22 protein-coding genes, 1 tRNA gene and 1 pseudogene are annotated in these 19,069 nt (G+C 63.3%); 7 read left to right on the plus strand and 17 right to left on the minus strand.

All coding sequences use genetic code 11. The annotated features are described in order from the left end of the window. Genes VMV82_03200 through VMV82_03215 form a run of 4 tightly spaced genes read right to left on the minus strand, consistent with a single transcriptional unit; the run spans nt 1 to nt 2,714 of the window. Nucleotides 1-849: a deoxyribonuclease IV gene (locus tag VMV82_03200; GenBank protein HUY40556.1), complete on the minus strand. Its 849-nt coding sequence runs from the start codon at nt 847-849 to the stop codon at nt 1-3. 7 nt (nt 850-856) lie between these two features. Next, nucleotides 857-1,462, minus strand: coding sequence for an SMC-Scp complex subunit ScpB (gene scpB / locus VMV82_03205; GenBank protein ID HUY40557.1), 606 nt, complete (start codon nt 1,460-1,462; stop codon nt 857-859). 8 nt (nt 1,463-1,470) lie between these two features. Then, nucleotides 1,471-2,184 (minus strand): segregation/condensation protein A, encoded by a 714-nt coding sequence (locus VMV82_03210; protein ID HUY40558.1) that lies wholly within the window; start codon nt 2,182-2,184, stop codon nt 1,471-1,473. A 50-nt stretch (nt 2,185-2,234) separates the two neighbouring features. Beyond that, the gene (locus VMV82_03215; GenBank protein ID HUY40559.1) at nt 2,235-2,714 is read right to left on the minus strand and encodes an NUDIX hydrolase; all 480 of its coding nucleotides are present in this window, start codon (nt 2,712-2,714) and stop codon (nt 2,235-2,237) included. A gap of 160 nt (nt 2,715-2,874) precedes the next feature. Between VMV82_03215 and VMV82_03220 the strand changes: the two genes are divergently transcribed. Together VMV82_03220 and VMV82_03225 are read left to right on the plus strand one after the other, a co-directional pair. Further along, complete coding sequence (locus tag VMV82_03220; protein HUY40560.1) at nt 2,875-3,126, plus strand: type II toxin-antitoxin system Phd/YefM family antitoxin; 252 nt, start codon at nt 2,875-2,877, stop codon at nt 3,124-3,126. Continuing rightward, entirely contained in the window at nt 3,123-3,524 is a 402-nt protein-coding gene (locus tag VMV82_03225; GenBank protein HUY40561.1) for a type II toxin-antitoxin system VapC family toxin, read from the plus strand. The genes VMV82_03220 and VMV82_03225 overlap by 4 nt, the downstream gene beginning before the upstream one ends. 395 nt (nt 3,525-3,919) lie before the next feature. On the opposite strand, the gene gcvPB is transcribed toward VMV82_03225, so the two are convergent. The 9 genes and pseudogenes from gcvPB to speD all read right to left on the minus strand — a co-directional run bounded on the left by gcvPB (nt 3,920) and on the right by speD (nt 10,767). After that, complete coding sequence (gene gcvPB, locus VMV82_03230; protein HUY40562.1) at nt 3,920-5,398, minus strand: aminomethyl-transferring glycine dehydrogenase subunit GcvPB; 1,479 nt, start codon at nt 5,396-5,398, stop codon at nt 3,920-3,922. Beyond that, nucleotides 5,379-6,737 (minus strand): aminomethyl-transferring glycine dehydrogenase subunit GcvPA, encoded by a 1,359-nt coding sequence (gene gcvPA / locus VMV82_03235; GenBank protein HUY40563.1) that lies wholly within the window; start codon nt 6,735-6,737, stop codon nt 5,379-5,381. The genes gcvPB and gcvPA overlap by 20 nt, the downstream gene beginning before the upstream one ends. Before the next feature lie 3 nt (nt 6,738-6,740). Beyond that, nucleotides 6,741-7,121 carry a glycine cleavage system protein GcvH gene (gene gcvH, locus VMV82_03240; protein ID HUY40564.1) on the minus strand — a complete coding sequence of 127 codons (381 nt, stop codon included), beginning with the start codon at nt 7,119-7,121 and terminating at the stop codon, nt 6,741-6,743. Further along, entirely contained in the window at nt 7,121-8,221 is a 1,101-nt protein-coding gene (gene gcvT / locus VMV82_03245) for a glycine cleavage system aminomethyltransferase GcvT (GenBank protein HUY40565.1), read from the minus strand. The genes gcvH and gcvT overlap by 1 nt, the downstream gene beginning before the upstream one ends. After that, the gene (locus tag VMV82_03250; GenBank protein HUY40566.1) at nt 8,218-8,649 is read right to left on the minus strand and encodes a PaaI family thioesterase; all 432 of its coding nucleotides are present in this window, start codon (nt 8,647-8,649) and stop codon (nt 8,218-8,220) included. The genes gcvT and VMV82_03250 overlap by 4 nt, the downstream gene beginning before the upstream one ends. A gap of 38 nt (nt 8,650-8,687) precedes the next feature. After that, nucleotides 8,688-9,458: an SDR family oxidoreductase gene (locus tag VMV82_03255; GenBank protein ID HUY40567.1), complete on the minus strand. Its 771-nt coding sequence runs from the start codon at nt 9,456-9,458 to the stop codon at nt 8,688-8,690. Beyond that, nucleotides 9,455-10,198 (minus strand): spermidine synthase, encoded by a 744-nt coding sequence (locus VMV82_03260; protein ID HUY40568.1) that lies wholly within the window; start codon nt 10,196-10,198, stop codon nt 9,455-9,457. Before VMV82_03260 ends, VMV82_03255 begins: the two co-directional genes overlap by 4 nt. Further along, nucleotides 10,184-10,306, minus strand: a pseudogene (locus VMV82_03265) (spermidine synthase). The gene VMV82_03260 and the pseudogene VMV82_03265 overlap by 15 nt, the downstream one beginning before the upstream one ends. Nucleotides 10,307-10,353: 47 nt before the next feature. Next, nucleotides 10,354-10,767, minus strand: coding sequence for an adenosylmethionine decarboxylase (gene speD, locus VMV82_03270; GenBank protein ID HUY40569.1), 414 nt, complete (start codon nt 10,765-10,767; stop codon nt 10,354-10,356). 328 nt (nt 10,768-11,095) lie between these two features. Here speD and VMV82_03275 point away from each other — a divergent pair, with 328 nt between their 5' ends. The 5 genes from VMV82_03275 (at nt 11,096) to VMV82_03295 (ending at nt 16,828) form a co-directional block, all read left to right on the plus strand. Beyond that, on the plus strand, nt 11,096-11,476 hold the full coding sequence (locus VMV82_03275; GenBank protein ID HUY40570.1) for a hypothetical protein: 381 nt from the start codon (nt 11,096-11,098) through the stop codon (nt 11,474-11,476). A 125-nt stretch (nt 11,477-11,601) separates the two neighbouring features. Further along, on the plus strand, nt 11,602-12,534 hold the full coding sequence (locus VMV82_03280; protein ID HUY40571.1) for a hypothetical protein: 933 nt from the start codon (nt 11,602-11,604) through the stop codon (nt 12,532-12,534). Nucleotides 12,535-12,714: 180 nt separating this feature from the next. Further along, the gene (locus VMV82_03285; protein HUY40572.1) at nt 12,715-13,617 is read left to right on the plus strand and encodes a hypothetical protein; all 903 of its coding nucleotides are present in this window, start codon (nt 12,715-12,717) and stop codon (nt 13,615-13,617) included. An 18-nt stretch (nt 13,618-13,635) separates the two neighbouring features. Next, complete coding sequence (locus VMV82_03290; GenBank protein HUY40573.1) at nt 13,636-13,830, plus strand: LuxR C-terminal-related transcriptional regulator; 195 nt, start codon at nt 13,636-13,638, stop codon at nt 13,828-13,830. A 64-nt stretch (nt 13,831-13,894) separates the two neighbouring features. Next, the gene (locus tag VMV82_03295) at nt 13,895-16,828 is read left to right on the plus strand and encodes a BTAD domain-containing putative transcriptional regulator (protein ID HUY40574.1); all 2,934 of its coding nucleotides are present in this window, start codon (nt 13,895-13,897) and stop codon (nt 16,826-16,828) included. Between the two features lie 73 nt (nt 16,829-16,901). Here the strand turns inward: VMV82_03295 and VMV82_03300 are convergent, their stop codons facing one another. The 4 genes from VMV82_03300 to VMV82_03315 all read right to left on the minus strand — a co-directional run bounded on the left by VMV82_03300 (nt 16,902) and on the right by VMV82_03315 (nt 18,886). Next, the gene (locus VMV82_03300) at nt 16,902-17,102 is read right to left on the minus strand and encodes a hypothetical protein (GenBank protein HUY40575.1); all 201 of its coding nucleotides are present in this window, start codon (nt 17,100-17,102) and stop codon (nt 16,902-16,904) included. 241 nt (nt 17,103-17,343) lie between these two features. Then, nucleotides 17,344-17,417: transfer RNA gene (locus VMV82_03305), tRNA-Ser, on the minus strand. Between the two features lie 66 nt (nt 17,418-17,483). Beyond that, complete coding sequence (locus tag VMV82_03310; protein HUY40576.1) at nt 17,484-17,879, minus strand: hypothetical protein; 396 nt, start codon at nt 17,877-17,879, stop codon at nt 17,484-17,486. Nucleotides 17,880-17,950: 71 nt separating this feature from the next. Continuing rightward, the gene (locus VMV82_03315; GenBank protein HUY40577.1) at nt 17,951-18,886 is read right to left on the minus strand and encodes an IS1595 family transposase; all 936 of its coding nucleotides are present in this window, start codon (nt 18,884-18,886) and stop codon (nt 17,951-17,953) included. Nucleotides 18,887-19,069 lie beyond the last annotated feature (183 nt).

Here is a 19,069-nt window from a genome sequence, read left to right on the forward strand (position 1 = left end):
TTACACCATGGCGGCGCCGCGCGCGATGGTCGCGATCGTCTGCATGTTGCGCGCGTCGTCCTCGTCGCTGCCGGGCGTCTCGAGGATCGCGGTCTTTTCGCTCAGCTCCGGACGAGCGAGCAACGCGCGAAAACCTTCGACGCCGATGTTGCCGTCGCCGATGTGCCAGTGCCGGTCGCGATTGGCGCCGAGCGGAACCTCGGTGTCGTTGAAGTGAAAGAGATGAATCTTGTCGAGGCCGATGGATTCGGCCGCCTCATAGACGAAGCGGTCGACGCCAGCCGTCCCATTGATCTCGTAGCCTGCAGCCCAGGCGTGCGCGGTGTCGAGACAGACGCCGAGCTGCGGATGGTCGAGCGCGACGATGAACCGTCCGAGCTCTTCGAGCGTGCCGCCGGCTAGGCTTCCGGCACCAGCAGAGTTCTCCATCACGAGGACCACGCCGGACGGAATCGTTGCGAGTACGGCCTCGAGGGCGTGACAGATTGCCGCAAAGCCCTCTTTGCGATCGCCTTTGCCGTACGAGCCGAGATGCGTGTTGACGTAGCGGATCCCGCCACGCCCCGCGACCGCGAGGTCGGCTTCCAGCAGGCGCACCGAGCCGGCATAGATCTTTTCGTCCGCGCTTGCGAGGTTGATGAGATACGGCGTGTGCGTGACACAGGGGTCGATCCCCGCATCGCGCCGCAGTGCCGCGAACTCGTCGAGGGTTGCTTGACTCGCGACGGACGGCCGATAACTGCGCGGGTTGGTGGAGAAGACCTGCATCGCGCTGCATCCGACGGCGCGCGCGTGCGCGACTGCCGCGGCGTACCCGCCTGCGACGCGAACGTGAAGGCCTATCCTCATGGGCGAATCAGGACGTGATCGGAAGTTCGAGCGGCTGGCCGGATTCGAGCTCGAGCGTCGGCAAGTCGTCGAGGGAGCGCAGCCCGAAGGACTCCAGAAAGAGCGGCGTCGTCTTGTACAGCAACGGACGCCCGACGACTTCCTTGCGACCGGCTTCCGCGACGAGGTTGCGGTCGAGCAGCGTCGAGACGACGCTGTCGGAGTTGACGCCGCGAATCGCCTCGATCTCGCTCTTGGTCACCGGCTGCATGTGCGCGACGATTGCCAGCGTCTCGAGCGCTTGCACGGAGAGGTTGTTCTTCGGGGGTAGGAGGTAGGCCTCGACCGCGCCGCGCACGAGCGGCGACGTCGCAAAACGGTAGCCCCCGCCGGCCTCGCGCACGACGATGCCGCGTTCCGCGTACTCCTCTTCCAGACGCTGTAACGCGAGCGCGACGGCCTTTTCATCCTCGCCGACGAGTTTCGCGATGCGCTTGGTCTCGAGCGGTTCGCTTGCGACAAAGAGCAGCGCTTCGATCGCGCCTCTGATGCGGTCGGCGGCGGCGTGCAGGGCCTCGCCGTCACCGTGCGATTCGATGGGGTCGAAAGGAACGACGTGCTCTTCGATCGGCATTCGACTTCTCAGCGCTCTCGAGCGACGGGCAGCAGGAGAATATCATCGAATGCGGCGGGCTGCTCGTAGGCGACGCGCCGGCGTCGCACGAGCTCCAGCACCGCGAGAAACGTCGCGATGATGATCTCGCGCGTGGCGCCGAGCTCGCGGCAAAGCGTAGAGAACAACACCTCGCCGCGCTCCTTCAACGCGCGCGTGATGTAATCCATCTGCGCGAGCACCGAGATTCGTTCCGCCGCGATCGAGCGCTTTTCGGGCCGGGCCTCCCGAAGCATGGCGATGAAGGCGCGATTGAGTTTTTCGACGTCGATGCGGTAGCGCTGAACGAGCGCGCTCGATGGGTCGCCGGATTCGCGGGTAAAAAAGCCCGCAGCTTCGTGCTGACGCGCGCGCAGGTCGTCGCCGAGCTCACGATACTTCGAATACGCGATGAGCCGCCGGCGCAGCCGCTCCTCGACTTCCTCGGGCGACTCGCCCTCTTCAGCGAGAAACTCATTGGGAACCGGCGGCAGCAGCGCCCGCGATTTGAGGAAGACGAGCGTCGCGGCGATGACCAGGTACTCGGCCGCCACCTCCACGTCGAGTTCTTCCATCATCGAAACGTACGCGAGATACTGTTCGGCGACGGAGGCGAGAGGCACGGTGGCGATATCGAGCTGCTGCTCCTTGACGAGATGCAAGAGCAAATCGAGCGGTCCGTCGAAGACGTCGAACCGTACCACACACGAGGACTGATCCGTTTCCCGCGCCTCCGCTACGGCGGATTCGCCGTTCAAGAGCTCTTCTGCTCGACCGCGGGCACGATGCTCGGCGGCTCCCCGAAGGCTGCTGGATTCTTCGCCAGATAGTCGAGCGCCAAATCGACGAGGCGCTTCTCGTTCACGTATTTGAGCGTACGGCGCGCCTCGGCGATTTCGAACCACCGGCACTCCTCGACTTCATGATCGTGATTGTCGGCTTCGCCCGACAGGTAGCGCATGAGATAGAACGTGACGCTCTTGCGGTGCTTGGCCTTGCCGACGTAGAACCAGAACGATATCTCGTTCAAGCGCGTGATGATCTCGCCCCAGCAGCCCGTCTCCTCGCGAACCTCACGCAGCGCCGCTTGCTCGTGCGTTTCGTGCCGCTCCACGTGGCCTTTGGGCAGCGTCCAAATACGGGGAGAGCGGCGCCCGATGAGAAGGGCATCGTAGCCCGACTCGTGGCGACGCAGCACCAAGCCCCCTGCCGAGACCTCGTACTTGATCCGCATGATATCTACCTAAAACCGCCTTCAGAGATATGAGGAGGCGCCTCGACCGCGCCCCTTCGCCTACCTCCATTATAGCGGCTACCGCCAAGAAGGCCTCCAGTGTTCGTATCCCGCTTCCCCCCTTGCTCGAGCGAACAAACTAGCTTAATCTACTAGATAGATGAGAAGCGTAGGGTTGTTCGAAGCCAAGACCCATCTCTCGGCGCTCGTCGACGATGCGGTCGCCGGAAAGACGACGATCATTACCCGGCGCGGGAAGCCTGTCGCGGAGATCGCTCCCGTGTCGCGCGAGCGCCGAACTGCAGCAGAAAACGCACTGTCGCGGCTGAAAGCGCTGCGGTCGCGCCTTGCCGCAGAGGGCAAGCTCAGGGATCTGAACATCCGCTCCCTGATCGACGAAGGACGCAAGTGATCGCCGTCGATGCGAGCATTGCGCTCGCTTGGGCACTCCAGGAGCGAGAGCACGCGGACGCAGCCGCCGCGCTCGCCTACGTCACGGAGCACGGTGCGTATGTGCCGGGAAACTTTCAGTCCGAGATCGCCCACGCGCTGCTCCAGGCAGAGCGCAGGAGACGTTTGAGTGAAACTGACGTGACGGAGGCGCTCAGCGCCCTTCTCGCATTGCCCCTGACCGTCGAGCTCCCCGACCCGCACGTCATTGCGTCGGTAGCGCGCGCACATGGGCTGACGTGCTACGACGCTTCCTATCTGGCGCTCGCGCTGCAAGCCCAGCTGCCGCTCGCAACCGTTGACGCGGGCCTTACTGCAGCTGCTCGCGCGGCAAAATGTTTGTGGAAGCCGAGGTCCTAGCAAACAGTTTTGCGCTTGTGACGCCTCTCTAGTGCGATGATTCACGTTCCAATCCTTCCCGCGGGCCTTCCGGCCGGAGCGACGCCCGTTCAGCTCTTTCACGCGGGGAGGAGCCTAATCGCAATAACGTACGATCTGCCCGGCGCCTGGCGTCGATCGCACCATCTGCTCTATATTTTCATCGCGAACGCAGCAACGCTGAAAATCAACGGCGAGGCGCCATGGCCACGCGTCTCTTTGCGGCTCGCCAGTGAAAGGATGAAGATTATGCGCGTCTGGCAACGCGGTCAGGAGGTGGTGATCGTCGTCTCCAACGGGCCCACACAAGCGGAGCTTGCGCACATCAAGAGCGCGATGGAAAGCGAAGCTCACTAGGGAAGCTAGCCTTGTCGGCGCTACGTTTCGGGTGGCAGAGGCGGGCGCCAACGTAGATCGGGCTGGCGGGCGGCGCGCGTCTCATCGACGCGGCCCACGACGGTCGTGACCGGTGCGTCGAAGAGCTCCTGCGGGTCGGATTGCGCCGCCGCGACGATCTCGCGCAGGGCGGCAACGAACTCGTCGAGCGTCTCCTTCGACTCCGTCTCGGTCGGCTCGATCATCAAACACTCCGGCACGATCAGCGGAAAGTAGACGGTCGGCGCCATGAAACCGCGGTCGAGCAGCGCCTTGGCGATGTCGAGCGCGCGCACGCCGGTCTTCTTTTTGAGGCTCTGCGCCGACGCGACGAACTCGTGCCGGCAGACCTCCGGATACGGCGTCTCGAGAAACTCGGCGATCTTCACGCGCAGGTAGTTTGCATTGAGCACGGCGTACTGCGACACGTTCGCGAGCCCTTCGGCACCGTTGGCGTAGAGATAGGCCAGCGCCCGCACGGCATGCGCGAAGTTCGACCAAAACGAGCGCACGGGCCCGATCGATTTCGGCCGGTCGAAGTCGAGGCGATAACGATCTGCGTCGCGCACGACGTAGGGCGTCGGAAGATACTCGACCAAATGCGGCGCGACGCCGAGCGGCCCGTGTCCGGCTCCGCCGCCGCCGTGCGGAATGGTGAACGTCTTGTGCGTGTTCAGGTGCATGAGATCGAAGCCCATGTCACCAGGACGCGTGTTGCCCATCAGCGCGTTCGCGTTGGCACCGTCGTAGTACATGAGGCCGCCCGCCTCGTGAACGGCGTCGGCGATCTCGTGGATGCGCTCTTCGAAGAGGCCGAGCGTATTCGGATTCGTCATCATGCAGACTGCGGCGTCCGCGCCGAGCACGGCGCGAATCTCGGCGGGATCGACCCGGCCGCGCGCGTCGCTCTTCACCGAGACGACGGTGAAGCCGGCCATCGTCGCCGATGCCGGGTTCGTTCCGTGCGCGGTGTCCGGTACGATAACTTTGTCTCGTTTCGTCTCACCGCGATCCTTGAAGTATTTCTTCGCGATCAAGAGCGCGGCGAGCTCGGCTTGCGCGCCCGCCGCCGGATTCAACGAGAACGCCGCCATACCGAAGAGCGAGCAGAAGCTGCGCTCGAGCTCGTGCATTACCTGTAGCGCGCCTTGTGCGAGCTCGTCGGGAACGAACGGGTGCAGCTCCGCGAACTCGCGCAGGTTCGCGAGCGCATCGTTGATCCGCGGGTTGTACTTCATGGTGCACGACCCGAGCGGATAGAACCCTAAATCGATGCCGAACGTGCGCTGCGAGAGGCGCGTGTAATGACGCACGACGTCGAGCTCGGTGTTGTCCGGAAGCGGCAAATCGTCGCGCAGCGTGCTCGCGGGCATGAAGCTTTGGAGAGGCTTCCCATGCTCGACGTAGCGGGTCGCTCGGCCCGTCTGCCCCGTCGCGAAGATCAGCGGGGATGCGGTACGATCAGATGCCTGCGCCGACACGCACGACCTCCTCCAGCGCTGCCCCGAGCTTCGCGATCTCGTCCGACGTCGTGAGCTCGGTCGCGGTCATGAGTACGCACGTCGCGTACTCCGGATACCACCGCCCGAGATCGAGGCCGCCGAGGATGCCGCGCGCGCGCAGTGCGCCGAGCACCTCGCCCGCCGGGCGCCCGACGTCGGCGACGAATTCGTTGAAGAACGGCACGGAGAATGCCAGCCGAACCCCTGCGTTCGCAACCGCCGTCGCGAGTTCGCGCGAACGCTCGAGGTTGAGTGCGGCGACGTCGCGCAATCCCGTCTTTCCGAGGAGCGCCAGGTAGATCGTGGCGATGAGCGCGCAGTGCGCTTGGTTCGTGCAGATGTTCGACGTCGCGCGCTCGCGCCGGATGTGTTGCTCGCGCGCCTGCAGCGTCAGAACGTACGCGGTGCGGCCCGCGTTGTCGACGCTCTTGCCGACGAGCCGGCCGGGAATGCGCCGCACGTGCTCGTCCTTCGTCGCGATAAACCCGACGTACGGACCGCCGTAGGCCAGCGGCACGCCGAAGGACTGCGCCTCTCCGGCGACGATCTGCGCGCCCCAGGAACTCGGCGTCGCCAGAGCCGCGAGCGCGAGCGCCTCCGCAACGACCGCGATCGGTACGGCGCCGCGTTCGAGCACCGCACGCAGCGCATCCGCGTCGAGCGTGTCGACGTTGCCGAAAAAGTTCGGTGACTGCAGGGCGACGCCGGCGTATTCGTACGATGCGACAGCGTCGGCCAGCGCGCGTAGATCCGTCGTGCCATCGGCGGCGAGCGGGATCTCGTCGACGAGGACGTCGAGTCCGTCGCAGTAGGTGCGCAGGACCGCGCGGTAGTTGGGGTGCACGGCGCGGGAGACGAGAAAGCGGTGTCTTCCCGTTGCGTTGATCGTCATGATCGCGCTCTCCGCGAGCGCCGTCGCTCCATCGTAGACGGAGGCGTCCGCGACGTCCATCCCGGTGAGCAGGCAGATATAGGTCTGCCACTCGTAGATCGCCTGCAGATACCCCTGAGAGACTTCGGCCTGATATGGCGTGTACGCCGTCAAGAACTCGCCGCGCATTGCAAGCGCTGCGATCGCCGGCGGAGCGTAGTGCCGGTATGCGCCGCCGCCGAGAAAGGAGACGAGGTCGACGCCCGTGTTACGCTTGGCGAGCCGCTCGATGCGGCGGCGAATCTGGTACTCCGGCAGCGCCGGAACGATGTCGAGCTTCGCGCGCAGCTTCAGCTCCTCGGGGACCTGCAGCAATGCATCGATCGACTCGACGCCGACGGCCTCGAGCATCGCATCGATATCGGCCTGGGTGTGGGGCGTGTACAAGGCTTACTCGGCGATGAGCTTTTCGTAGTCGCGAACGGAAAGCAGATTCTTCGCTTCCGCCGGATCCTTGAGCTTGAGCCGCAAGAACCAGCCCGCGCCGAACGGATCGCGGTTGACCGCGGCCGGATCGTTTTCGAGCGCTGCGTTGACCTCTTCGATTTCACCAGAGATCGGCGTGAAGAGGTCGGAGACCGCCTTCACCGACTCCACGACGCCGATATTCCCGAACTGTTCGACCTGCTTCCCCGGCTTCGGCAGCTCGACGTAGACGATGTCGCCGAGAGAGTTCTGCGCGTAATCCGTGATGCCGATCACCGCGCGATCGCCCTCGATGCGAACCCACTCGTGTTCCTTGCTGTAGAGCAACTGCTCCGGCTGCGCCACTAACGACTCCTCTTGTAGAACGGCATGGCGACGACGCGCGCGTCGTGCCGCGTGCCACGAATCTCGACCGCAACCGTGGTTCCGATGGTTGCAGCATCGCGCTCGAGTAGTGCGGTCGCGACGTTGGTTCCTCCCCCTACCGACGGGGCGAAGGAGCCGCTGCGCACTTCGCCGACGCGCCGGTCCCCGGCGTAGACCGGATAGCCCTCGCGCGCCGGCGTGCGCCCGGCCATGGCGAGCCCGGCGATCCGCGCGTAGTCGTCACGTTCGAGTTGCTGGGCGAGTGCCTCGCGGCCCGTGAACGCCGGTTTTGCCAGCTTGAGCGCCCACGCTTGACCGCCTTGCACGGGCGTGATCTCTTCGGTCAGCTCGTGTCCGTACAGCGGCATTCCGGCTTCCAAGCGCAGCACGTCGCGCGCGCCGAGACCGCAAGGCTCGAGGCCATCTCGCGCGTGCGCGCGCAGCAGCGCGTTCCAGACGTTCGAAGCGTACGCTCCGTCGACGAAGATCTCGAAGCCGTCCTCGCCGGTATAGCCGGTGCGCGCAATGGTCGCGGGAATGCCCTCCACTTCCGTCTCGGCGCAGAAATAGTAGCGCATCGCCGCGAGATCGTCGTCGACGTGCGGCTGCAGCATCGCCACCGAAGCGGGGCCTTGAATCGCAACGAGCGCATCTTCACCGTGACGGTTCTCCATGCGCACGCCGGAAGGCCGGTTGGAGAGCAGCTCCCACATTTTGCTCGCGTTTGAGGCGTTGACCACGAGGAGCCAATGGTCGTCGGCGAGGCGGTAGAAGATCGTGTCGTCGTGCGTTCCGCCGCGCTCGTTGCAGAAGATGTTGTACCGCGCTTGCATCGGCTTCATCGATGCGACGGCATTGATCGTCAGGGTGTCCGCCCATGAAGCGACCTGCTCGCCGCTCAAGCGAAACTGCCCCATGTGCGAAAGGTCGAAGAGTCCGGCGCGATTTCTGACCGCGTCGTGCTCCTTGAGCACGCTCGTGTACTGCACCGGCATCTCGAACCCGCCGAACTCGACCATCCGCGCACCGATCTTCACGTGCTCGTCGTAGAGCGCGGTTCGCCGTGCCGTCTGATTCATGGCTTCGGCTTCTCCTCGGGATAGGTGTTGAGGAAGTTCAACGTCGAGTGCGCGACCAGCTTCCCTCCGCTTCGCACCTGCACTTCGCCGTAGCAAATGCGCCGTCCGGCGCGCAGGACCGTCGCCTCGGCGACGAGATCGTCCGGCGGGAGAGCCGGAGCCAGAAAGTTACACTGCAACGCAACCGTCGTCGTGTCTTGGTCCCGGCCGTAAATCGACGCCAGCGCGATGTAGAAGACCGTGTCGCACAGACTCACGATCGCGCCGCCGTGGATCGCGCCCGTGCCGTTGGAGATTTCCGCGCGCCACGGCATGCGCATGACGGCCTTGCCGTGCTCGACGTGCTCGAGCTTGAGGTCGAGCAGCGCGACGAAGTGGCTCTTCTGCTTCTCCCATTGCCGCACCGCGTGGTCCCGGTCGATCTTCACCGCACGCGACCCTTCATCGCCGGGGCGCGAACTCATTGTCATCTGAGGAAGTCGAGCGTCCCGCCGTGCAACCAATGCGCGCCGTCCACGCAGAGCGTCGCGCCGCTCACCCACGACGCCTCGTCCGAGCAGAGCCAGAGCGCCGCGCGCGCCACGTCCTCGGGGCTGCCGAGCCGCCCCAGCGGAATCTCCTTGCGCACCGCCTCGTCGACGCCGGCACCCCAGAGATTTTTGTCCGTGCCCTCGGTGTGAATCGGCCCGGGAGCGATGGCATTCGCACGAATCCCGTAGCGCCCCCACTCCGCCGCGAGCGTCCGCGTCATCGCGAGAACGCCGGCTTTGGCGCTCGCCGAATGCAGCACGCCGGGTTCGCCGCTCCACGCATAGGTCGCGACGATGTTGAGAATCGCCCCACGGCTCGCGCGCAATGCATCGAAGGCGAAACGCGTGCAGTGGAACGTGCCGAGCAGAACGATGTCGACGACGCTCTTGAAGCCATTCGGCGACAGTTGCTCCGACGGCACGATGAAGTTTCCGGCCGCATTGTTCACGAGCACGTCTATGCTTCCGGTGCGTTCGACGATCTCGCCCGCGACCGCTTCCACCCGTTGCGCGTCGCGCACGTCGGCGCAAAGACCGAAGATGCTGCCGCTCGGCGCGAGCGCGGCCGTTTCGTCGAGCTTCTCTTGCCGTCGCCCGATCACGCAGACGCGCGCGCCTTCCGCCGCAAACGCCAGCGCCATCGCGCGGCCTAAGCCGCTTCCGCCGCCGGTTACGACGGCCGTTTTGTCGCGAAAGCGGTCGCTCAAAAAACGTCCCCTTCCTCGGCGAGCATCCGGCGTAGGTACAGCGGCAGCGAGAAAATCCGGCGATGCGTCTCGCCGTCGTAAAATAGGCTCGTGCCGTGCAGCTGGTCGCAATACGCGTCCACGACGCGCGGATCGAGCCCTGCAACGTCGACCGCATCGCTGCAGGCGAGAAACGCCCAGTCCGTATCGAAGGCCGGGACGTGCGTGAAATACGACGCGACGAAACGAAAGTGCCGGCGCAGCGTTCGCGCCATCTTGCAGTGCAACGCGGCGTTGTGCACCGATCCCGTGGAGGCCTGTAGCGCGTAGACGCCGCCCGGTGCGAGATGCGCTTTGATCGATGCGAAGACGCCGTCGTTGAAGAGCGGATGACTCGGCGAGTCTGCGAGCGGTTCGGTGAGATCGGAGAGAATGGCACCGTACGTCTCGTTGTTTTCGGCGAGAAACGCCAGAGCGTCGCCTACGACCACGCGAGCTCGCGCATCGTCGAAGGCGCCCGCCGACCATTCCGGCAGGTACTGCTTGCACAGCTCGACGACCAGCCCGTCGATGTCGACCATCGTGCAGCGCTGCACGTCGTCGCGCCGGAGAACCTCGCGCAACGTCGCCCCCTCGCCGCCGCCCAAGATCAAGACGTCGGAGCGGTCTGCCGTGGCGGCCAGCGCCGGGTGGACGAGCGCCTCGTGATAAATCCGCTCGTCGCGCTGCGCGCTTTGCGTGTCGCCGTCAAGCACGAGCATCTTGCCGAAGACCGGCGTCTCGATGACGGCGACCTGCTGAAACTCCGAGCGCCCGCTATAGAGCACGCGCTCGACGGCATGATGGTGCTGCTCCGTCGGCGCAAACTGCTCGACGTACCAGTTCCAGTACTCAGTCTTTGGCGAGGTCCGAGTCTCTAAGCGGAAAGGACGCGCGTGTCATGGTCGCGCGTGAGGACATGCGTGAAACGCCGGTCCGCCGATTGCAGCACACCGCGCTTGACCTCCGACGTAATCGTGCTCTGTGCGCGCAGCGCTTTGGCCGCGTGCTCGCAGGCAAGCCATGGGTCGGTATGATCGCCACAGGTATAGAAATCCATGGCCGCATAACCGAGCTCAGGCCACGTGTGAATCGAAATGTGCGATTCCGCCAAAACCACGACGCCTGAAACGCCTTGAGGTTGAAAGCGGTGAAAAGCCACCTCCATGACGGTTGCGTTGGCGGCCTTCGCCGCGCCGATCATCATGTCGCGGACCGCGTCTACATCCGTGAGCACCTCCGGATCGCACCCCGACAGCTCACAGACGATATGGGTACCGAGTGCCTTCAATTTATGGTTTCTCCTCGTGCCCCTTCGGGGGATCCCACCTCCGGACTTCGTCGGCTGGCGCCTGCGGTGCAGTCACGTCCCCGACCTATCGACGAGCTCTTGCCGGCGCGTTCCGGTGCACGGGCGACTCGTCGCGATGGCGCGAAAGGGCGCACCTTCCCCAAGACCGTTCGACCCACGGTTCCCCGCAGGTTCCGCGCAATCATACCCCCCTGCGCCACCCGTGTAAAGGGTTCGCGCAGGCAGGCTGCTGCCGTGGTGGGCCATCGGACGAAAATCGGACGTCCGCTCGCTAGGATGATCTCACCTTTCCACAAGGACGGCCAGCATGAAATCCTACTTCCGTTTCGCGGTGCTGCTCGGGATCGCGGCCTCGGGCCTCTTCGTCAAGGCGCCCGCAACTGCCGCGCCCGTACTCTCCGGGCAGTGGACCTGTCTCGCGTACGGCGCGCAAGTCAACTGGTTTCAGAACATCCTGTTCCATCCCGACGGAACGTACGCCCTCGGCGACGCTCGCAAGCCATACGCGCCCGGACGCTATTCGATCGACTCACGCAACATCGTCCACTTCCTTGGCGGCGGTGACGACGAGTTTCTAGGGCTCTACAAAGGCGGTGCCGTCTATCTGAAGTCCAGAACCGATTCGGGACCGTTTGAAAAGCGCGGCTTCAACGTCACCTTCAAGTGCGGGCGCAACGGCAGGCAGTAAAAGCGGATCGCGCTCCGCGTTGGGCTTTCGCCGTCATGACGGCCGCAAGACGAAAACCGAACGCATGCCAGCGTAGGATCACGCCAGCCAACTCTCGCCGCCGACGCTTCATAAGGACTCATATTATGAAACTCTACCTTCGCCTCACCGCGCTCCTCGGATTGACGGCCGTATCCCTTGCCGCATTCGTGGGCTGCGGTCCGGAAGCCGGGATAGGCGGCGCTCTATCCTTGCTCACCGAGTGCTCCCTCCTTCCGGTCCGATGCCCGTATCCGGTGCTTTACGTCGCGAACTACTCCGCAAACAACGTCGCGAGATACAACGAGCCCTACCACACGGGTAGCGGGCCGGCTGACACCTACGCGGATGTCTCGCCCGTCGGCATCGCGGTGAATGACAAGTTTCTGGTAACGGATCGAACCGACGGCAGCGTCACCGTGTTCCAGTTTCCGGTACTTAAGGGAGCCACGCCGAGCGCACACTTTGGGACCTCCGCGGGCGGCTTCATGGCGTTCGACCCGCAAGGCAACCTCTGGGCAACCTCGCAGAATGCCGTCGTCGTCGAATACGTGCCGCCGTTTACCAACAGTAGCACCGAGTCCAATGGCCTAACCGACGGCATCACCGATTCGTACGGCATCGCCTTCGACTCGAGCGGCAACGTGTACATCTCCAATGCCGACAGCAGCGGAACGGTCGTGATGTACGCGCCGCCGTACAGCACGCTCGGCACGACGATCACGGTTCCCGAAGCCAACCCAAAACTCCACGGACTTGCGGTGGACGGTTCTCAACTGCTCGTCGCCGATACGGCCAACAACGAAATCCTCGTCTACAATCTGCCGCTGAGCGGCAACACCCCGGTCGTGACGTTTAGTGTGACGGCGGCGCTCGGATTGGCAGTCGACTACAATAACGTCCTATACGTTAGCGAGCAGGGCAACAACAAAATCGACCTGTTCGTTCCGCCGTTCTCGAACGGGATGAGCCCTTCGGGCACGCTCACCAACGGACTTGACGGCGCCTTCGGTCTCGCCGTCGCGCCACACCACACATGACAAGTTCGGGGCCGTTCGAAAAAGCGCGGCTTCAACGTCACCTTCAAGTGCGGGCGCAACAGCAGGTAGGAGAAGCGGACCGCGCTCCGCGTTGGGCTTTCGCCGTCATGACGGCCGCCGGGCGAAAAAACGGACACTTCATCTCGTAGGATGGTTTCAACTTTCCACAAGGGGTTCATCATGAAATTTGACCTTCGTATCGCTGCCCTCTGCGCAATGGCGGCAACCGGTCTCGTCGTGCTCAGCGCCTGCAAAGGCCCAATTACCAGTGCGGCGCAAATCGGCCATTTTTGTCCACCCACGCCGATCTTCTGCCGCCTATTCGTTGCGAACTATTCTGGAAACGACGTGGCCGCATATGACACGGATTTGAGCAATCCGAGGCCGGGAATCGTGACTACCGATGCGGCGCCCGTCGGCATCGCCGCGAACAACAAGTACGTCGTGACTGATCGAGTCACGGGCAGCGTTACTGCGTTTGCCTGGCCACTAACCAACACGAGTACGCCGGTCGCGACTTTTGGAACTTCGGCAGGCGGCTTCATGGCGTTCGATCCGAACGGCAACCTCTGGGCAACATCGCAGAACGCCGTCGTCGTCGAGTACGTGCCGCCGTTCACGAACAGCACCGTCGAATCCAACGGTTTAACCGACGGCATCACCGATTCGTACGGAATCGCCTTCGACTCCGGCGGCGATATGTTCATATCAAACGCAGACAGCAGTGGAACGATCGTCATGTACCCTGCGCCGTACACGACCTTGGGCACGACGATCACGGTTCCCGACACGAACCCCGGATTGCACGGACTTGCCGTCTCAGGCTCCCAGCTTTTCGTGGCCGACACGAGAAACAACAGGATCCTGGTCTATAATCTGCCGCTGGGCGGCAACGTGCCGAGTGTGACCTTCACGACGACGGCACCACTGGGGTTGACGGTCGACACTCACGGCAACCTCTATATCACCGAACAGGGCCACGACAAGATCGACGTGTTCACGCCGCCGTTCTCGAACTCCAGCTCGCCCGCGCGATCGATAACGAGCGGATTGAGCGGCGCCTTCGGCTTGAGCTTCTTTTAAACCCAAACCCTCTAAGTCATGGACCTAACATCCGAGGAACGCGCGCTGGCACGCATGGTTGCCGACGGCAAGTCAAATCGCGCCATCGCGGTCGCTCTTGGGGTAAGCCTGCGCACGGTTGAAAATCGCCTACAGGTTATCTTTGCAAAGCTCGACATTGAGTCGCGCGACGCGCTGGAAGCGATCGCTCTGGAGGAAAGCAAGTCAAGCTAGCGTCTGGGGGAAAACGGCTCGCGTCCAAGGTGCCGCCGCGGGTGCACAGCCAAGAAAACGACTCTTGGAGGCACCTTCGCCGGCTCGGGCGCGTTTGCAACTCTTCGGCACGCCGCTTCTCTATGACGGCGCGGGGGGGTCGCGCCTCGCTCTGCCCGCGAAAAGCCTTGCTCTACTAGCTCTGCTCGCAATCGAACACGACCGTCCGCATCTGCGCGCGCGGCTCGCCGAACGTTTATGGCCCGAGGTTACCGACGAAGAAGCGCGCGCAAACCTCCGCCGGCATCTCCACCTGCTCGCGCACGCGCTGCCCGCGAATGCGCTCATCCTGACGAAGAACGGCGTGCAATGGAACCATGCTGCGCTCGACGCCGACGTTATCTTCTTTCTCACATCTTCGTCCGACCCGCAACACCTGCGCGGCGCGGTGTCACTTTGGAGTGGCGAGCTTTGCGCGGGCATCCACGACGACGCATTGGAAGAAGGCCGAACCGTGCTCGCTCGGCGCTACGCTTCGATGCTGCGAACGCTCTTCGAAGCATCCCGTGACGAAGGCGACGCTACAGCCTGTACGACGTATTTGGAGCGCCTCTGCGCTTTCGATCCGCTCGACGAACGCACGATCCGCGCACTTATGGAAGTGCGCACGCAGACCGGCGATCGCGCCGGGGCCTTGCGCGAATACAACGCACTCGTCCAACGTTTGCGCATCGAACTCGAAACCGAACCCGAGCAGGCGACGACGGAGCTATTCCGGCGCATTCTCTACGGTGACGCAACCGCCGCAGCGGCGCATAATTTCATTCCATTTTCCACCTCCTTCGTGGGCCGCGAGATCGAGCTCGATGCTATCGCGCAGGCGCTGAAAACCTGCCGCGTCATTTCGCTGACCGGGCCGGCGGGCGTCGGAAAGACTCGCTTGGCGTGCCGTAGTGCGATGAATCACCTCGGCGCCTATCCCGGCGGCGTATGGTTCGTCGACGTGAGTGTAGCGCGCAGTCGCGCGGAGTTGCGGGCGCGAACGGCGCAGGTCCTGGAAACAGCAAGATCGGCCGGTACTGGGGTCGATTTGAAACGTCTCCTAATCCTAGACAACTGCGAACATGTGCTCGAAGAAGCGCGGGAGTTCGTCGACGAGCTGTTGGCTGAGACCACGACGCAGTTCCTGGTAACGAGTCGCCAACGCCTTTCCTGCGCGTCCGAGCACGTGATTCCGGTCGCGCCCTTGCCCGTGCCTCCCGAGCTCACTGCGTATCGTGCAGACGAGATCGCGCAGTATTCGGCCGCCAGGCTTCTTCTCGAGCGTGCGGTTACCGTGGCCCCGTCGTTCCGCATAAATCCAGAGAACGCGCATGCCCTCGTGGATGTCCTACGGCGCCTTGACGGCTTGCCGCTTGCAATCGAGCTCGTAGCGGCGCGCGCAAATCTGTTAACGATGGAAGGCATTCGCAAACGTCTCGACGATCGCTCGCGTGCCTTCGCGAACCGCGCCGCGCCTTCACGCCATACTACCCTGAACGATGCGCTGGCGTGGAGCGTGGAATTGCTCTCCGACCAAGAGCGTCTCCTGTTCGAGCGCGTCGCCGTCTTTCCATCGTCGTTTGACATGGAGGCAGCAGAGGCGATTTGCGGCGACGGGCGAATCGACGTCGTTGCCACCCTTTCCGAATTGGTCGAGGCCTCGTTGGTCGGCACCATTCTCGACGGCGATAGCGCGCGATACTCGCTTCTCGTAACCACGCGCTCCTTCGCAAGCCTTTACTTGCAAGCGTCCGGCGAGTGGGACGCCGTTCGATACGGACACGCTCGGTATTTTGCCACGATTGCCGAAGCACTCCGAAAGATCGACGCCTCGGAAGTCGAGGAACGCATCAATGCCTTGCGCTCAGATCTCGGCAACTTCGTCGCCGCCCTCGAGTGGTGCATCGAGTGCGACGACTTTGAAATCGGTGCGCGCCTCGTCGCTGGTGTGGCTCGGTACATGACGCAGCATGCGAATTGCCGACAATATCTCAGCCTATCTGAACGTTTTCTGGAACAGGTGGCAGCGTCGCAGCCGCCTTCAGAGGAACTCGCGTTGTGCTATCGCGCTGCCGGAATTCTTTCCAACACCTGCACGGAGTGGGGCCGTGCGCGCCGATACAACGAGCGTGCGCGAGATATCTTCGCAGCAATTGGGAACCACAGAGCCGCTTCCAACGCGCAGGCTGCACTCGCCGCAGCGGAGATCGAGGCTGGTAATTTCGAGAAGGCGGAGCGTTTGCTCCTCGAAGTCCTACGCGAGCAAGAGCACGTGGACGACGGGAACACGCTCGGCCGTACGCTGAACTTTCTCGGTGCCTTGTATCTGTCGACCGGACGCCTTGATGAGGCTCGAATCCACCTGACACGTTGCCTCGAAGTATTCCGAGCGCTCGGCGACATGAACAACGTGAGCGTGGCGCTAAAGAACCTTGCTCTGGTCGAGTACCACGCCGGTGATTTGCGCGCGGCAACCGAGCGCATAGAAGCAGCGTTAGCCTTGCGCGCAACGCATCACGACGTTCTCAGATTCGTCGACGCAGTCAACCTTCAAGGGACGATCCTTCGGCGACAAGGACGCCTCCCTCAGGCGCTGGGCAGACACGCGGACGCGTTGGAACATCTGGTGCGGCTCGAAGAGTGCCGCCTCATTGCGGACGTTCTCGAAGACGTGGCACATTCGTGCGCCGAGGCCGGCGACGCCCACACCGCCGCGCTTGCCGCAGGGGTGGCGTCATCGATTCGATCGAGGCTCGGTGCTCCGATGGACCCGGTTACCGCCTCTTCCTGGGATGAGCTCGGGGAGCGGCTCCGCTTCGCGCTGGGGCCAGACGCGTTCCAAACAATTTTCGGCCGAGGGGCGGGTGCTGCGCGTAGCGCCGTACTGGCGGAAATCACCGCGGCCGTACGGGCCACTGCTCGGGCCCCTGTTCGCTTTTCCCGCCTGACGGAGTCACAACCAGATAGTGGGTTCTAATATACTTGACGCCTCTGCCTACCGAGCGGTATGGCAGCGAGGACAGGGCGGCGCTGAAAGTCGGTGTCTGCGGCTAGGCCGCTTTCCGGTCTTTAATCCGCGACCAGAGCAGGCGGAAGCCAATGAATGCGGACACCGGAAGCAGGATGGCCCGCCAATCCGGGGCTCCCGAGTTCTCAAAAGCGGCAGCGCCTGCGACGAGATCACCAACCATGAAGTACACGGTTTCGAGGACGTAGTAGATCGCCAGGGAGAGAACGAGCGCCAGGAGCACCCACCCGACCCTACCCACGCTTACGAGCCTTCTTGAGCCGAGGGTTCTTAATGCTTGGCCGCTTTTTACGTTTGGGGCGGGCGGCTTCCAGGGCGTCCACCTCAGCCTTAGGGACATGGGCCAGCGCCGCTACTACCTCATCAAACTCTAGGTCGCCATCGTGCTTGCTATTGTCCATATGGGTTGACACTAGGCGCAGTATAGCACCTTACAATCTCCTATGAAGGCGCGGATCGTGGTGCGCGGATGGCTGGACTCGAACCAGCATCCCCCCAGTTAGCAGCCGGGCGCTCTTTCCAGTTGAGCTACACCCGCACGGCGATCCGAATGTCTCAGGGGCCCGCCGATGCTGCTCACACACCATCCCGGGCCCCTTTGCTTTTACTCCAGGAGCTTCACGCAGTCCGCATCGACGTATTCGATGCCTTCCCGCTTCCCGGACCGCTGAAGCGTAAGGCGGACGTACTGCCGCTGCTTCGAGGTCCCGGCGATCTCCCTCGGCAGGCGCTGGCATAGCTCCGCGAAGGTTAGCCTCCGGGCGGTGATGCCCTCAAGCACCTTGCGCGACTCGCTTAGAGCCCGCGAGGCAGTGGACTTGGGATCGGGCTTAAAGGCATGCCGCCGCCCGCGCTGCGACCGAGGTTTCGGGGCTTTCTCCGAGACGTGGCCGTTCGTCATGGACTTGGCCCGCGCAATCAAGCGCCGGACCGCCGCCAGATCGGACTCAAGCTCAGATTCTTGTGCCTGGAGCCCCTCCAGGTAACCGATGCTGCTCACTCGGGCAGTATACACTACTCACGCAATACTGGCAAACACGCGTTGCGCTTGCTATGCGAACACCCGTGCGGCTAACTCCTGGCGATTAGCTCCCTGTAGGTCAGGCGTTTTTGGTCGGCTCCGCGTGCCGCGGCCACGAAGCGACGACCGTCGGGATTCCCACTCGCGTTGAAGCGGAACACCTGCTCGGCAAGGTAGCGGTCCAGGTGCCGAGGATTAACGTGGATATACGTCCCGCCGATGGTGCGCTTGAGAACCGACCAGAATCCTTCGATGTTGTTGGTATGTACGTTGCCCCGGACGTACTCTATCGCGTGGTTAATCCATTCGTGCGCCGCGAACCGCTTGCCAATCGCCCAGAAAGACCACGAACCATCGGTCATGAGCGTGGCATCGGGGCGAATGGACTTAACGAGCTTCGGGAGCATCGTCGCCGCACTTGTGTTCGGAATCGACCACGCTCGCGCTTCGCCTCCGCGCTGCACAAGGCCGAGGACGCGCGTCTTGCCAAAGTTTCGGTCCCATTTCCCGCCGGCACGGCGATGACGCCGCGCCGCCTTGGAGATATTGACCTTGCCCCCAACGAGCGTTTCGTCGGCCTCGACCTCCCCGGTAAGCGCCTCCCAGGTCTTACTCTGCATCGCGAGCCGGATGCGATGAAGCATGAACCACGCGGTTTTCTGCGTCACGCCGAGCGCCCGGTGAACCTCGTAAGAGGACACTCCGTTGCGGTCATTCGTGAGCATCCAGATCGCCGGTAACCACTTATCGAAGCCGACCGGGGAGTCCTCAAAGACGGTGCCGACCTTGGCGGTGAACTCGCGTTTGCACTCCTTGCAGAGCCAGCGCGGCCGCTTGCCGCCGATATATCGAACGTCGGCGTTCCCACAGCCCTCGCGGGGGCAGGCAACGCCGTTCGGCCAGCGCAGGTTGGCGAAATACTGCTGGGCTCTTTCGGGGTCGGCAAAGGCGGTAACGGCTTCGAGAAAGGTGGTCGGCGTATCCATGCCTCAAGGATACCGCAAGAGGGTAGCGGCGTCAAGTATATTAGAACCAGATAGTGAAGCTGAACCCTAACTATCTTGACTATTGGCCCTTGGGTGGATAGGCTGAAGTCATGGCAACCCAGCTGAAGGTCTCTCCGGGCGAGCTGCTCGAGGAGTATCGGCACGGCTTTCACGACCCCGAGA

This window comes from Candidatus Dormiibacterota bacterium, from assembly GCA_035532035.1.
GTDB lineage: Bacteria > Vulcanimicrobiota > Vulcanimicrobiia > Vulcanimicrobiales > Vulcanimicrobiaceae > Tyrphobacter.